Source organism: Mycobacterium sp. ACS4054, assembly GCF_001667275.1.
In the GTDB taxonomy this organism is placed as follows: domain Bacteria; phylum Actinomycetota; class Actinomycetes; order Mycobacteriales; family Mycobacteriaceae; genus Mycobacterium.
In genome coordinates, this window is sequence record NZ_LZHV01000017.1 from 56,015 (window position 1) to 69,513 (window position 13,499).

A 13,499-nucleotide genomic window follows, 5' to 3' on the forward strand; every position below is an offset into this window, starting at 1 on the left:
GACCTAGCGGCCGAGGATCTCCGTAACCGCTTGGCGCAGCGCGCCTTCGGGGTCCGCGGGCAGCGTGTCGGAGCGCCACCCGACGAAATCGTCGGGGCGAACGAGCAGGGCGCCCGTGGGGGCGAGCCCGGTGAGCCCAGCCCACTCGTCGATTTCGATGCAGTGCGCGGCCACCGGCACCGAAGCCGCGGCGGCACACCAGCGTTCGTCACCGGTGAGCACGGTGAACCCCGGGCCCACCAGGTCGAGCGTCGAAACGCCGTCGCGCACCCAAACGTGCGGGACGCGGGTGCCGGGCTGCCCGCGCAATTCTTCGACCAGCGACACGGCGTCGGGATCCGGCGGACCCGGATCGTCGGAAATCACCGCGGCCGAGCGGTATTGGTAGCCGATCAGCAGCGCGAACATCGGCGCCTCTTCGTCCGGTGGTAATAGCGGCCGGTCGTCGTCCAACCGCAGGAAAGCCAGCGACGGCCCGGTGAGCGACTGGCGCGCGTTGAACCGCCCGACCGCGTGCCGCTCGGCATGGTAGGTGCGCAACAAGGCCGGGTCGGCGGTCCCGTTCAAGACGCTAGCCAGCTTCCAGGCCAGGTTGTGCGCGCTCTGGATGGCGGTGTTGGCCCCGCCGGCCTTGAACGGCGGCATGGTGTGGGCCGAATCGCCGACGAGAAACACTCGGCCGCAGCGGAATTGGTCGGCGACCCGCTCGTATGGCTGCCACGGCGCGACGTCGATGATCTCCACGTCGATCGGCTCACCGATCGCTTTCGTCAGCATCTCGCGGCACCGCTGCGCGGTGAACTGTTCGGCGGATTCGCCGCGGGCGGGAAAGTAAGTGTTGATGAACATGCCGAAGTCGTCGCGCACCGGCAGAAAGATGCCCTCCACATCCGGGTTTTTCACTTGGATGCCGTCACCCGCACCGAGGTCGCGGGCGAATTTTCGCCACGACGCCCGGAAGTAGACGAACACGACATAGATCGGCAGTGCCCCGTAGCCGGAGGTGCTCACTCCCAGCGCGTCGCGGATCGGGCTGTGCACGCCGTCGGCGGCGACGAGATAGTCGGCGCGTACCGTCTCGGTCCCGCCCGACTCGCGATCGCGGATGACCGCGGTGACGCCGCTTTCGTCCTGGTCGAACGAGCCCAATTCCGTGTTGTAGCGCGCCTCGCTACCGTGCCGGCGGATGTGGGTGAGCAGGATCGGTTCGAAGGCGCTCTGCGGGCAGTACTGGCCGCCGGGCTCCGGGCTCAGATCCTTGAACGGCGCGAAGATCGCGTTGACGTCGAGCGCCTGACGCTGTTCGGCGCTGTTGAGCGTCGGCCTGCTCAGCATGTCGGAAACGCCGTGGGCGATCGCATGGACCTCGTCGGCCAAGCCGAGGCCGCGCAGGATCTCCAGGCTGCGGAAGCTCAGGTTGCGCGCCTTCGGATAGATGAAGACCTCGCGCCGCTTCTCGACCACCAGCGAACGGACCCCGTGTTTGGCCAGCAATGCCGAGGTCGCGAGGCCGCCGGCGCCGGCGCCGACGATGAGGACGGGCACCCGTGTGGTTGTCATGCCAAAAATGATAGTCCATGTCATTAAACATTGACTATCGAAATGCTGGAGCCTCAGCCGAACTGCCCCACGAACTCCTCGGCCACCGCCAGCGCGCGCTCCCGGTCGGACTCCACCAGCCCGATGCGGGTCCGTCGGTCCAGGAGGTCGGAGACGTCCAGCGCCCCCTCGTGGGTGATGGCGTACTCGAATTCCGCCCGCGTGACGTCGACGCCCTCGGCGATCGGCTCGGTCGGGCGCTTGCAGGTCGCGCTGGCGATGACCTTGGCCGCCTCCGCCCCGTACCGCTGCACCAGCGACGCCGGCAGCTCGACGGCCGGGCCGGCGGGGGGCGTCCCCGGGTTGGCGGACGCCCCGATCAGCGGTAGGTCGTGGGTTCGGCACTTCGCGGCCCGCAGGCGCCGCAGGCTGACGGCGCGGTCCAGCACGTCCTGGGCCATGTAGCGGTATTCGGTCAGCTTGCCGCCGATCACGCTGATGACCCCGGACGCCGACTCCACCACCGCGTGTTCGCGCGAGACGTCGGCGGTGCGGCCCTCGCCGGTGTCGATCAGCGGCCGCAGTCCCGCGTAGGCGCCGACGACGTCGGACGGGCCCAGCGCGACGCCCAGCGCGGTGTTGACGGTGTCCAGCAGGAAGGTGACCTCGTCGGCCGACGGCGTGGGCACGTCCGGGATCGGTCCGGGAGCGGCCTCATCGGTCAGCCCCAGGTACACCCGACCCAACTGCTCGGGCATGGCGAACACGAACCGATTGAGCTCCCCGGGTATCGGAATCGTCAGCGCGGCAGTGGGATTGCCGAACGCGGCGGCATCGAACACCAGGTGAGTGCCGCGGCTGGGCCGCAGCCGCAGCAAGCCGTCGATCTCGGCCGCCCACACCCCCGCCGCGTTGATGACCGCACCGGCGGAAACGTCGAACGCCTGACCCGTGCGCTGGTCGGTCAGCCGCACCGACGTGCCGGTGGCGTGCGAGGCCGCCACGTAGGTCAGGATCCGCGCGCCGTGCTGCGCGGCGGTGCGCGCGACCGCGGTGACCAGTCGGGCGTCGTCGATCAACTGCCCGTCGTAGGCCAGCAATCCGCCGTCCAGGCCGTCGCGCCGAACGGTCGGCGCCATCCGCACGACGCGATCGGGCCCGATCCGGCGCGAGCGGGGCAGGGTCGCCGACGACGTGCCCGCGAGCATGCGCAAGGCGTCGCCGGCCAGGAATCCGGCGCGCACCAACGCCCGCTTGCCCCGGCTCATGGACGGCAGTAGCGGGACCAGCTGCGGCATCGCACGAACGAGGTGAGGGGCGTTGCGGCTCATCAGGATTCCGCGTTCGACCGCGCTGCGGCGGGCGATCCCCACGTTTCCGGTCGCCAGGTAGCGCAGGCCGCCGTGGACCAGTTTGGAACTCCAGCGGCTGGTGCCGAAGGCCAGGTCGTGCTTTTCCACCAGCGCCACGCGCAGCCCCCGCGATGCGGCGTCCAAGGCGATGCCGGCGCCGGTGATGCCGCCGCCGATCACCACGACGTCCAGCGGCTCGCCGTCGGCGAGCGCGGCGAGGTCGGCGGCCCGGCGGGCGGCGTTCAGCGCGGTGGGATCGGCGATCACGACAGGTATCCGTTCAGCGAGTAGGCGAGTTCGGAGGCCAGCGTGTCGGCGTCCAGGAGCGGTTCGACGATTTGGGCCGACTGGATGGTCGACTGGGCGATCAGCAGCACCATGGTCGCCATCTGAACCGGGTCGCCCGCGCGGACGCTGCCGCTGCGCTGGGCCACCCGCAGCCGGGCGGCAAGGGCGTCGATCAGCATGTGCTGGCTGGTGCCGAGCCGTTCGGTGATGTAGATCGGCGCCAGCTCCGAGTGCAGCACCGACATCACGAGCCGGTCCTGGCGCAGCAGGTTGGCCACCGTAACGATCTGTCGCACAAGCGATTCCCGGTCGTCACCGAGCAGCGGGGCGTCGCGCATCACCTCGGTGATGTGGCGGGTCAACAGCGCCGCGACTATCGACTGGGTGTCCGGCCAGCGCCGGTAGACCGTGGGCCTGCTGACGCCGGCGCGCCGCGCGATCTCGGCCAGCGTCACCCGCTCGACGCCGTAATCGACCACACAGCTGGCCGCCGCCGCGAGGATGCGCTCGCCGGTGTCCACCCCGGGACGTGCGTTACTGATTGACAGCATGTGTAATACTGTAACGCATGACGCAACCCGAGGGTCTCCTCCCCCCGATGAAATGGAACGCGTGGGGGGATCCCGCCGCCGCCAAGCCACTCTCCGACGGCATCCGCAGCCTGCTGAAACAGGCGGTCGGCATCGACGATGCGCCCAGGGCCGAACTCGAAGCGGACCAGGTGCGCCTACGCCCGTCGGCGCTGTCGGATGAAGATCGCGAGGCGCTGGCCGGCATCGTCGGCGCGGCGCACTGCCGCACCGACGACCGGGACCGGTTGCTGCACGCGGGCGGGAAGTCGACGATCGACCTGCTGCGCCGCAAGGACCCGGGCGTGCAGGACGCGCCCGACGCCATCCTGCTGCCCGGTGACGACGACGCCGTCGCCGCGGTCCTGCGCCACTGCTCCGAACACCGCATCGCCGTCGTCCCCTTCGGCGGCGGCACCAGCGTGGTCGGCGGTCTGGATCCGATCCGCGGGTCGTTCAACGCCGTCGTGTCGCTCGACCTGCGCCGCCTCGACCGGTTGATCTCCCTCGACGAGGTGTCCGGCCAGGCCGTGTTCGAGGCCGGCGTCACCGGGCCCGACGCGGAACGCATGCTTGGCGCCCAAGGCTTTTCGCTCGGCCATTTCCCGCAGAGCTTCGAGTACGCGACCATCGGCGGATTCGCCGCCACCCGCTCGTCCGGGCAGGACTCGGCGGGCTACGGCCGGTTCAACGACATGGTGCGCGGGCTGCGCGTCGTCACCCCGGCGGGCACCATCGACCTGGGTCGCGCGCCGGAATCCGCCGCCGGCCCCGACCTGCGTCAGCTGATGATCGGCTCGGAGGGCGCCTTCGGCGTCATCACCCAGGTGCGGCTGCGGGTGCACCGAGCGCCCGAGACCGTGCGCTACGAGGCGTGGTCCTTCCCCGACTTCGAGACCGGCGCCGCCGCCCTGCGCGCGGTGACCCAGACGGGCACCGGCCCCACCGTCATCCGGCTCTCCGACGAGGCCGAGACCGGGGTCAACCTGGCCACCACGGACGCGATCGGCGAAAGCCAGATCACCGGCGGCTGCCTGGCCATCACCGTGTTCGAGGGCACCAAGGAACACGTCGAAAGCCGGCACGCCGAAACCGCCGCCCTGCTGGCCGCCCACGGCGCGACGTCGCTGGGCGAGGCACCGGCGCGGGCCTGGGAGCACGGCCGGTTCGGCGCGCCGTACCTGCGCGACTCGCTGCTGTCGGCGGGCGCGCTCTGCGAGACACTCGAGACCGCCACCGACTGGTCGAACGTTCCAGCGCTCAAAGCCGCTGTGAAGCAAGCGCTTACCGATGCGCTGGCCGAGTCCGGCACACCGGCGCTGGTGATGTGCCACATCTCGCACGTCTACCCCACCGGCGCGTCGTTGTACTTCACCGTCGTCGCCGGGCAACGCGGCAATCCGATCGAACAATGGTTGGCCGCCAAGAAGGCCGCGTGCGACGCCATCATGGCCAGCGGCGGAACCATCACCCACCACCACGCGGTCGGTGCCGACCACCGGCCCTGGATGCGCGACGAGGTGGGCGAGCTGGGCGTGCAAATCCTGCGGGCGGTCAAGGCGACCCTGGACCCGGCCGGAATCCTCAACCCCGGCAAGCTGATTCCATGACTGAGATCGCCAAGGTGATCGCGCTGACCAATCCCGTGTCGGGGCACGGCGCGGCAATCCGGGCGGCCCAGCTCGCGATCGCGCGGCTGCACCAGCGCGGTGTCGAGGTGGTCGAGATCATCGGCGACGACGCGCAGGACGCGCGGTACCTGGTGAGCGCGGCGCTGGAGAAGGGCGCCGACGCGGTGATGGTCACCGGCGGCGACGGCGTCGTCTCCAACGCGCTGCAAGTGCTCGCCGGCACCGACGTCCCGTTGGGCATCGTGGCGGCGGGGACCGGCAACGACCACGCCCGCGAATTCGGGCTTCCGACAAAGGATCCCGAAGCCGCGGCCGACATCATCGTGGACGGCGTTACCGAAACCATCGACCTGGGGCGCATTCGCGACGGCGACGGGGCCACCAAGTGGTTCGGCACGGTGGCGGCAACCGGATTCGACTCTCTGGTGACCGACCGGGCCAACCGGATGCGCTGGCCGCACGGCCGGTTGCGGTACTACCTCGCGATGCTCGCCGAGCTATCGCAGCTGCGCCTGTTGCCTTTCCGCTTGGTGCTCGACGGGACGCGGGAACTCGATGCCGACATCACGCTGGCGGCCTTCGGCAACACCCGCAGCTACGGCGGGGGCCTGCTGATCTGCCCGCACGCCGATCACACCGACGGCCTGCTCGACATCACGATGGTGCACGAGGCGTCGCGCACCAAGCTCGTTCGCCTGTTCCCCACCGTGATGAAGGGCACCCACGTCAACCTCGACGAGGTGAGCACGACGCGGGCCCAATCTATCCACGTCGAGTGCCCCGGCATCAACGTCTACGCCGACGGCGACTTCGCCTGCGCGCTGCCCGCCGAGATCACCGCGGTTCCGGGCGCGCTGCGTATCCTGCGCCGGGCCTGACGCCTAGCCGACGCCCCGGCTCAGCCAGGTCACCTCGCCGACCTCGCCGCCGTCGCGGTACGCCTCGAGGGCGTCGTCCCACGCCGTGCCCAGCACGGTGTCCAGCTCGGCGGCCAGGGTGTCGGCGCCCTGCGCCATCAGCGCCCGCAGCCGCATCTCGCCGACCATGACGTCGCCGTTGGCGCTCATCGCCCCGCTCCACAGGCCGAGTTGCGGGGTGTGGCTGAACCGCTGGCCGTCGACTCCGGGGCTGGGATCCTCGGTGACCTCGAACCGCAGCACGGACCAGGAGCGCAGGGCGTTTGCCAGCCGGGCGCCGGTGCCCACCGGCCCGACCCAGTTGGTGACGCCGCGCAGCTGACCGGGCATGGCCGGCTGTGGCGTCCAGGTGAGGTTCGCCTTCGCCCCAAGGGTCGATGACAACGCCCACTCGACATGCGGGCATACCGCCGCCGGCGAGGCGTGCACGTACACCACGCCAGTCGTCACGTCGGCGAATTGATTCGACGCACGCATTTCCTGCTCCTTCGGTTCCGCGAGGGACGTCTTCCCCAACGACCTGGCGGGACCTGGCGAGCAGGATGTCTAACTATTTTGTGTGTCGTGCGTGTCTATTGTGCCTTGTGTTGCCCATGTTGCGCTAGTGTGCATTTTCCTTCAGTCGTATTCGGCTATCACGGCGTCGGAAAAGGCCGGCCAGGGCGCGAGCGCCCACTCCCCGAAATCGCGGTTGGTGAGGGCCACCAGCGCCAGGTCACGGTCCGGATCCGCCCAGATGAAACCTCCCGCCTGGCCGAAATGACCGTAGGTTCGCGGCGAGTTGCGCGCGCCGGTCCAGTGCGGCGTCTTCGCGTCCCTGATCTCGAAACCCAGCCCCCAGTCGTTGGGCCGCTGGACCCCGTAGCCGGGCAGCACGCCGTCCAGGCCGGGAAATTGCACCGTGGTGGCCTCGGCGTGCAGTTGCGCCGAGAGCGTCGCAGGCCGCAGCAGGTCGACGGCGAATTTGCCCAGGTCGGCGACCGTGGACGTGGCGCCGAACCCGGCGGCGTCCGCGCCGCCCTCCAGCCGGGTCGACGTCATCCCCAGCGGTTGGAACACCGCCTCGGCCAGGTAGCGGCCGAATTCGATCCCGGATTCCCGCTGCACCGCCTGGGCCAGCACGGCGAAGCCGTAATTGGAGTAGATGCGCCGCGCGCCGGGGGCGGCCAGCACGTGATCGTTGCCCAGGGCCAGGCCCGACGCGTGCGCCAGCAGGTGCCGGATGGTGGCGCCCGGCGGCCCCGCCGCCGTGTCCAGGTCCACGACGCCCTCTTCGATCGCGACGTGCGCGGCCCGGGCCACCAGCGGCTTGGTCACCGACGCCAGCGCGAACACCCGGCCGGTGTCGCCGTGGCTGGCCAGCACGCCGTCGGGACCGATTACCGCCGCGGCGGCGGCCTCGACCGGCCAGTCCTCCAGCGCGTCGAGGGCCGCCATCACTTCCGGGCGATGTAGTAGTTGTTGACCGGGTCCGACTTGATCTCCGCCACACGCACGTCGCCGAACCCGGCGTCGGCCAGCATCGCGGTGGCCAGCTGGGTCCCCCACGCCGCGCCCAGCCCGGCGCCGTCCAGCGCCAGCGACACCGTCATGCAGTGCATCAGCGACGTGGTGTACAGGTTGGTGCTCAGCGGCACGCCGACGTTGTCCTCGAGCCGGCTGGACGCCTTGATGTCGGCCATCAGCAGGACGCCGCCGGGCCGCAGGGCGCGATGGATGTTCTGAAGCACCCGCGCCGGCTGCGCCTGGTCATGGATGGCGTCGAAAACGGTGATGACGTCGTACGCGTCCCGCTTGTCCAGCAGCGCGAGGTCGTGGCTCTCGAAGGCCGCGTTCGCCAGCCCCAGCTCGGCCGCCTCGCGGGCGCCGACGGCGAGGGCCTTCTCGGAGAAGTCGACGCCGGTGAACCGGCTGGCCGGGAATGCCCGCGCCAGCACGTTGATCGCGTGGCCGCTGCCGCAGCCGAAGTCCGCCACGTCGGCCCCCGCGCGCAGGCGGTCGACGAGCCCGTCGACCAGTGGCAGCACCGTGTCGACGAGCGCCTTGTCGTAGACGGCGGCGCTCTGTTCGGCCATCAGCGCGTGGAAGCGCGGGAATTCGCTGTAGTGCACCCCGCCGCCGTCGCGGAAGCAGCCGACGATCTGTTGCTCGACCTCGGCGAGCAGCGGGATGAACATGGCCACCAGGGCCAGGTTGTCCGGCCCGGCCGCGCGGGTCAGCACCGCGGCCCGATGTGCGGGCAGCGAGTAGGTGGCGGCGCCGGGGTCGTAGTCGACGACGCGCCCGGTGGTCATGCCGGCCAGCCACTCACGCACGTAGCGCTCGTCGAGGCCGGCCGCCTCGGCGATCCGGGCGCTGGTGGCCGGCGGGAGCGTGGCCATCGTCTCGAGCAGGCCGGTCTGGTGCCCGATGCTCAGCAGCAGCGTCAGGCTTGCGCCGTCGACGGCCGCCATGATCCGTTCGCTGAATTCCTCGGTAGTTTCGGGGGCGGTCTCGCTTGCTGCCGTCACGCCCTGGGACGCTACACCGTAGGTTGGTGGCCATGAGTCAGACAGTGCGCGGCGTGATTTCGCGAAAGAAGGGCGAGCCCGTCGAATTGGTCGACATCGTCGTCCCCGACCCGGGTCCCGGTGAGGCCCTGGTCGACATCATCGCCTGCGGCGTGTGCCATACCGACCTGACCTACCGCGAGGGCGGCATCAACGACGAGTACCCCTTCCTGCTCGGCCACGAGGCCGCCGGCCGGGTCGAGGCGGTCGGCCCCGGGGTGACCGCCGTCGAACCGGGCGACTTCGTGATCCTGAACTGGCGCGCGGTCTGCGGGCAGTGCCGCGCCTGCAAGCGCGGCCGCCCGCACCTGTGTTTCGACACCTTCAACGCCGCGCAGAAGATGACGCTGACCGACGGCACGGAACTGACGCCCGCGCTGGGCATCGGGGCGTTCGCCGACAAAACGCTGGTGCACGCCGGCCAGTGCACGAAGGTCGATCCCGCCGCCGACCCGGCCGTCGCGGGCCTGCTCGGCTGCGGGGTGATGGCCGGGATCGGGGCGGCGATCAACACCGGCGCCGTCACCCGTGACGACACCGTCGCGGTGATCGGCTGCGGCGGTGTCGGCGACGCCGCCATCGCCGGCGCCGCGCTGGTGGGCGCCCGGCGCATCGTCGCGGTGGACACCGACGACACCAAGCTGGACTGGGCCCGCCAGTTCGGCGCGACCCACACCATCAATGCCCGCCAGGCCGACGTCGTCGAGGCCATCCAGGCGCTCACCGACGGGTTCGGGGTCAACGTGGCCATCGACGCCGTCGGCCGGCCCGAAACCTGGAAGCAGGCCTTCTACGCCCGCGACCTCGCGGGAACGGTTGTGCTGGTGGGGGTTCCGACGCCCGACATGAAGCTCGAGATGCCGCTGATCGACTTTTTCAGCCACGGCGGCTCGCTGAAGTCGTCCTGGTATGGCGATTGCCTGCCCGAACGGGACTTCCCCACCCTGATCGACCTCTATCTGCAGGGCCGGCTGCCCCTGGAGAAGTTTGTCTCCGAGCGAATCGGGCTAGACGACGTCGAGGAGGCGTTTCACAAGATGCATGGTGGCTCGGTGTTGCGGTCGGTGGTGGTGCTCTGATGGTGTCCATCGACCGGGTGGTGACGCACGGCACCTTCGAACTCGACGGCGGCAGTTGGGAAGTCGACAACAACATCTGGCTGATCGGCGACAACTCCAACGTGGTGGTGTTCGACGCCGCGCACGACGCGGCGCCGATCGTCGAGGCCGTGGGCGGTCGCCACGTGGTCGCGGTGGTGTGCACCCACGGCCACAACGACCACGTGACGGTGGCGCCGGAGCTCGGCGAGACGCTCGACGCGCCGGTGCTGCTGCACCCGGCCGACGAGGTGTTGTGGCGAATGACGCACCCGGACAGCGATTTTCGTTCGGTGTCCGACGGCGAAACCATCAGCGTGGGCGGGACGGAGCTGCGGGCGTTGCACACCCCGGGCCATTCCCCGGGATCGGTGTGCTGGTATTCGCACGACCTGGGCGTGGTGTTCAGCGGCGACACCCTGTTCTCCGGCGGCCCGGGCGCGACCGGCCGCTCGTATTCGGATTTCCCCACGATCCTGGAGTCCATCTCCGAGCGCCTGGGCAAGCTGCCCGGCGAGACGGTCGTGCACACCGGCCACGGCGACAGCACCACGATCGGCGACGAGATCGTCCACTACGAGGAGTGGGTGGCCCGCGGCCACTGAGCGGCTTTGGCACCCCCGATCGAAGAGGCGCTAATGCCCCTCCAGCACGCGGCGCTTCTCGGTCTCGAACTCCGCGTCGGTTAGCGCCCCGGAATCCCGCAGGGCCGCAAGGGTTTTGAGGCGCTCCAGCCGCACGCCCTCGTCTGTCGGTTCGTGCGCCACCGCGACGGCGGGAGGGTGGTACGACGGGTTCGCCGCCACCACCGCCCGGCGGCGGGTGCGGGCCAGCCATGAGCCCGCCAACAACGCACCGATCAGCCCCGCCACGAAGGTGGCGACGAACAGCCACACCAAAAAGCCATAGGAAGTCTGGTGCCCGAAGGCCAGTCGCGGGGCGATGAAGCCGTTGACCTGCCCGTCGGTGGTGATGTTGTAGGTGCCGTTGGCCGCGATCCGCGCCACCCACACCCGCACGTGCGCGTCGTTGTTGACCGTCGTCGTGGTCCCGATGCTCTCGGTCACCACCGGCTGCGCCACTCCCTCGGGCGGCGCGATGGTGACCCCCAGCGGCGGCACCGGCAGACCGCGGTCCGGACCGCTGATCACGACGGTGTGCAGGCTGACGGTGACGTCGCCGGCCGGCAGGTAGACGCTGCCCGAACCGGGGATCGGCACCTCCCCGTAGGCGTTGTATTTGTCCAGGAAGAAGGCGTTGAGCACCAGGGCGGTGATGAAACCGCCCACCGATACGACCATCATCGCGATGGCAGCGGCCAGCGAAAGCTTCGCGAGCCGTCGGCTGCTCATCCACGCAGTGTGTCACCGGGGCGGCAAACGGCGCACACTGGACCCGGGCTACACCGAGAGGAGCGTTACGCATGGCCAACGATCTTGTCGCCACGGTGCCCGACCTGTCGGGCAAGCTGGCAATCGTCACCGGCGCCAACAGCGGACTGGGGTTCGGCCTGGCCCGGCGCCTCGCGGCCGCCGGGGCCGACGTCGTCATGGCGATCCGCAACCGCGTCAAAGGCGAGAAGGCGATCGCCGAAATCCGCACCGCGGTCCCCGATGCCAAGCTGACCATCAAGTCGCTGGACCTGTCGTCGCTTGCCTCGGTCGCCGCCCTGGGTGAACAACTCAACGCCGAGGGCCGCCCGATCGACATCCTGATCAACAACGCCGGTGTGATGACGCCGCCGGAACGCGACACCACGGCCGACGGCTTCGAATTGCAGTTCGGCAGCAACCATCTCGGCCACTTTGCGCTGACGGGGCACGTGCTGCCGCTGCTGCGCGCCGCCGGCAAAGCGCGCGTCGTCTCGCTGAGCAGCCTGGCGGCCCGCCAGAGCGGCAAGATCCATTTCAACGACCCGAATTTCGAGAAGTCCTACGCGGCGATGTCGGCGTACGGCCAGTCGAAGCTGGCGGTGCTGATGTTCGCGCTCGAACTGGACCGGCGCAGCCGGGCGGCCGGCTGGGGCATCGTCTCCAACGCCGCGCACCCGGGCCTGACCAAGACCAACCTGCAGATCGCCGGGCCGTCGCACGGCCGCGAGAAGCCCGCGCTGATGGAGCGGCTGTACAAGGCGTCCTGGCGGTTCACCCCGTTCCTGTGGCAGGAGATCGACGAGGGCATCCTGCCGGCACTGTACGCGGCCGCCGCGCCGCACGCCGAGGGCGGCGCGTTCTACGGGCCCCGCGGCTTCCAAGAGCTGGCGGGCGGCGGGGTGCGGCAGGCCAGGGTGCCCGAGCGGGCGCGCAATGAGGCTGACTGCCAACGGCTTTGGGAGCTCTCCGAGCAACTCACCGGCGTCAGCTACCCGAAGCCAAGCTGACGACTATCGTTTCCGACATGCGGCCTCAGCCTCGGATGCCCGAATCGAGCATTGTGGTCCGGCCGGAGCCGGTTTACACCCAGTCGTCGCGCCTGCAGGCCGCCGGGTTGGCCCCGGCGATCGCGTTGTTCGAGCGCGCCGCCGAGCAGGTAACGCTGCCCAAGGCCCCGCAGCCGATCGTGATCGCGGATTACGGCGCCGCCAACGGGCACAATTCGCTCAAGCCGATGTCGGCGGCCATCGCGGTGCTGCGTCGCCGCACCCGACAGGACCACGCAATCCTGGTGGTGCACACCGACATTCCCGACAACGACTTCTCGGCGCTGTTTCACACCCTGGCCGATGACCCGGAAAGCTACCTGCAATTGGACGCGGCCACGTTCGCGTCGTCGATCGGCCGCTCGTTCTACGACCAGATCGTGCCGTCCAATACGGTCAACCTCGGCTGGTCGTCGTGGGGGACGCAGTGGCTGAGCACCATGCCCGGCGAGGTTCACGACCACGTGCACGTGACCTACAGCAGCGACACGGCGGCGCGCGCCGCGTACGCCGAGCGGGCCGCCCTGGACTGGCACAACTTCGTGGCGTTCCGCGGCCGCGAGCTGGCGCCCGACGGCCGGCTGGTGGTGATGACGATCGCCCAGGACGAGGACGGCACGTCGGGGTTCCCGACGCTGCTCGACGCGATGCTGACCGGGCTGGGCGATCAGGTGCGCGACGGTCTGCTCCGCCAGGACGAGGCGGGGCGCATGACCATCCCGACATTTGCCCGCAGCGAGAAGGACTTTCGCGCCCCGTTCGCGCCGAGCGGGCGCTTCGAGGGCCTGACGATCGACCACCTCGAGATGTTCAACGCGCAGGATCGATTCTGGGCCCGCTACCAGGCGGACCGCGACGCCGAGGCGTTCGGCGGGCAGTGGGCGGCGTTTGCCCGGGCTGCGCTCTTTCCCGCCCTGGTGCGCGGGCTGGACGGCGGGGCCCACGACGCGCGGGCCACCGAATTCGTCGACCAGCTGGAGCGGGCGGTCGCGGCGCACCTGTCAACCGCGCCGGAGCCGATGCGGATTCCGCTGGCGCTGGTCGAGCTGGTCAAGCGCGAGCGATCCGGCCCGTGAGAGTTTCGACACAACGCCGCAACGGGTAACCCCCTCACATCGCGACTGCGACTGCGAGGGGG

Annotated in this window: 13 protein-coding genes; 6 read left to right on the forward strand and 7 right to left on the reverse strand. The window is 70.0% G+C overall.

The annotated features are described in order from the left end of the window. Nucleotides 1-3 precede the first annotated feature (3 nt). The 3 genes from A5730_RS03435 to A5730_RS03445 are packed head-to-tail and all read right to left on the reverse strand — an operon-like array spanning nucleotide 4 to nucleotide 3,730. Nucleotides 4-1,560, reverse strand: a complete 1,557-nt coding sequence (locus A5730_RS03435) for an FAD-dependent monooxygenase (RefSeq protein ID WP_067895669.1) — start codon at nucleotides 1,558-1,560, stop codon at nucleotides 4-6. A 53-nt stretch (nucleotides 1,561-1,613) separates the two neighbouring features. Further along, a complete protein-coding gene (locus tag A5730_RS03440; RefSeq protein ID WP_067895672.1) occupies nucleotides 1,614-3,158 on the reverse strand; it encodes a glycerol-3-phosphate dehydrogenase/oxidase in 1,545 nt (514 codons plus the stop codon). Continuing rightward, entirely contained in the window at nucleotides 3,155-3,730 is a 576-nt protein-coding gene (locus tag A5730_RS03445; protein ID WP_067895673.1) for a TetR/AcrR family transcriptional regulator, read from the reverse strand. The genes A5730_RS03440 and A5730_RS03445 overlap by 4 nt, the downstream gene beginning before the upstream one ends. 47 nt (nucleotides 3,731-3,777) lie before the next feature. On the opposite strand from A5730_RS03445, the gene A5730_RS03450 reads away from it, so the two are divergent. Then, nucleotides 3,778-5,358 carry an FAD-binding oxidoreductase gene (locus A5730_RS03450; RefSeq protein WP_369829853.1) on the forward strand — a complete coding sequence of 527 codons (1,581 nt, stop codon included), beginning with the start codon at nucleotides 3,778-3,780 and terminating at the stop codon, nucleotides 5,356-5,358. Beyond that, the gene (locus A5730_RS03455) at nucleotides 5,355-6,257 is read left to right on the forward strand and encodes a diacylglycerol kinase (RefSeq protein WP_067895675.1); all 903 of its coding nucleotides are present in this window, start codon (nucleotides 5,355-5,357) and stop codon (nucleotides 6,255-6,257) included. Before A5730_RS03450 ends, A5730_RS03455 begins: the two co-directional genes overlap by 4 nt. 3 nt (nucleotides 6,258-6,260) lie before the next feature. Here A5730_RS03455 and A5730_RS03460 read toward each other — a convergent pair whose 3' ends face one another. The 3 genes from A5730_RS03460 to A5730_RS03470 all read right to left on the reverse strand — a co-directional run bounded on the left by A5730_RS03460 (nucleotide 6,261) and on the right by A5730_RS03470 (nucleotide 8,749). Further along, nucleotides 6,261-6,773: a DUF3145 domain-containing protein gene (locus A5730_RS03460; protein ID WP_067895676.1), complete on the reverse strand. Its 513-nt coding sequence runs from the start codon at nucleotides 6,771-6,773 to the stop codon at nucleotides 6,261-6,263. A 141-nt stretch (nucleotides 6,774-6,914) separates the two neighbouring features. After that, nucleotides 6,915-7,733 carry a serine hydrolase gene (locus A5730_RS03465; RefSeq protein WP_067895677.1) on the reverse strand — a complete coding sequence of 273 codons (819 nt, stop codon included), beginning with the start codon at nucleotides 7,731-7,733 and terminating at the stop codon, nucleotides 6,915-6,917. After that, a complete protein-coding gene (locus tag A5730_RS03470) occupies nucleotides 7,733-8,749 on the reverse strand; it encodes a class I SAM-dependent methyltransferase (protein ID WP_067895963.1) in 1,017 nt (338 codons plus the stop codon). The genes A5730_RS03465 and A5730_RS03470 overlap by 1 nt, the downstream gene beginning before the upstream one ends. Nucleotides 8,750-8,838: 89 nt before the next feature. Here A5730_RS03470 and A5730_RS03475 point away from each other — a divergent pair, with 89 nt between their 5' ends. Continuing rightward, nucleotides 8,839-9,924: an S-(hydroxymethyl)mycothiol dehydrogenase gene (locus A5730_RS03475; protein ID WP_067895678.1), complete on the forward strand. Its 1,086-nt coding sequence runs from the start codon at nucleotides 8,839-8,841 to the stop codon at nucleotides 9,922-9,924. Then, the gene (locus A5730_RS03480; protein ID WP_067895681.1) at nucleotides 9,924-10,547 is read left to right on the forward strand and encodes an MBL fold metallo-hydrolase; all 624 of its coding nucleotides are present in this window, start codon (nucleotides 9,924-9,926) and stop codon (nucleotides 10,545-10,547) included. The genes A5730_RS03475 and A5730_RS03480 overlap by 1 nt, the downstream gene beginning before the upstream one ends. A 30-nt stretch (nucleotides 10,548-10,577) precedes the next feature. Here A5730_RS03480 and A5730_RS03485 read toward each other — a convergent pair whose 3' ends face one another. Then, on the reverse strand, nucleotides 10,578-11,294 hold the full coding sequence (locus A5730_RS03485) for an SHOCT domain-containing protein (RefSeq protein WP_067895682.1): 717 nt from the start codon (nucleotides 11,292-11,294) through the stop codon (nucleotides 10,578-10,580). A 71-nt stretch (nucleotides 11,295-11,365) separates the two neighbouring features. Between A5730_RS03485 and A5730_RS03490 the strand changes: the two genes are divergently transcribed. Both A5730_RS03490 and A5730_RS03495 read left to right on the forward strand, forming a co-directional pair. Further along, nucleotides 11,366-12,322 carry an SDR family oxidoreductase gene (locus A5730_RS03490; protein WP_067895683.1) on the forward strand — a complete coding sequence of 319 codons (957 nt, stop codon included), beginning with the start codon at nucleotides 11,366-11,368 and terminating at the stop codon, nucleotides 12,320-12,322. Nucleotides 12,323-12,339: 17 nt separating this feature from the next. Beyond that, nucleotides 12,340-13,437, forward strand: coding sequence for an SAM-dependent methyltransferase (locus A5730_RS03495; protein ID WP_067895684.1), 1,098 nt, complete (start codon nucleotides 12,340-12,342; stop codon nucleotides 13,435-13,437). The last annotated feature ends 62 nt before the right edge of the window (nucleotides 13,438-13,499 follow it).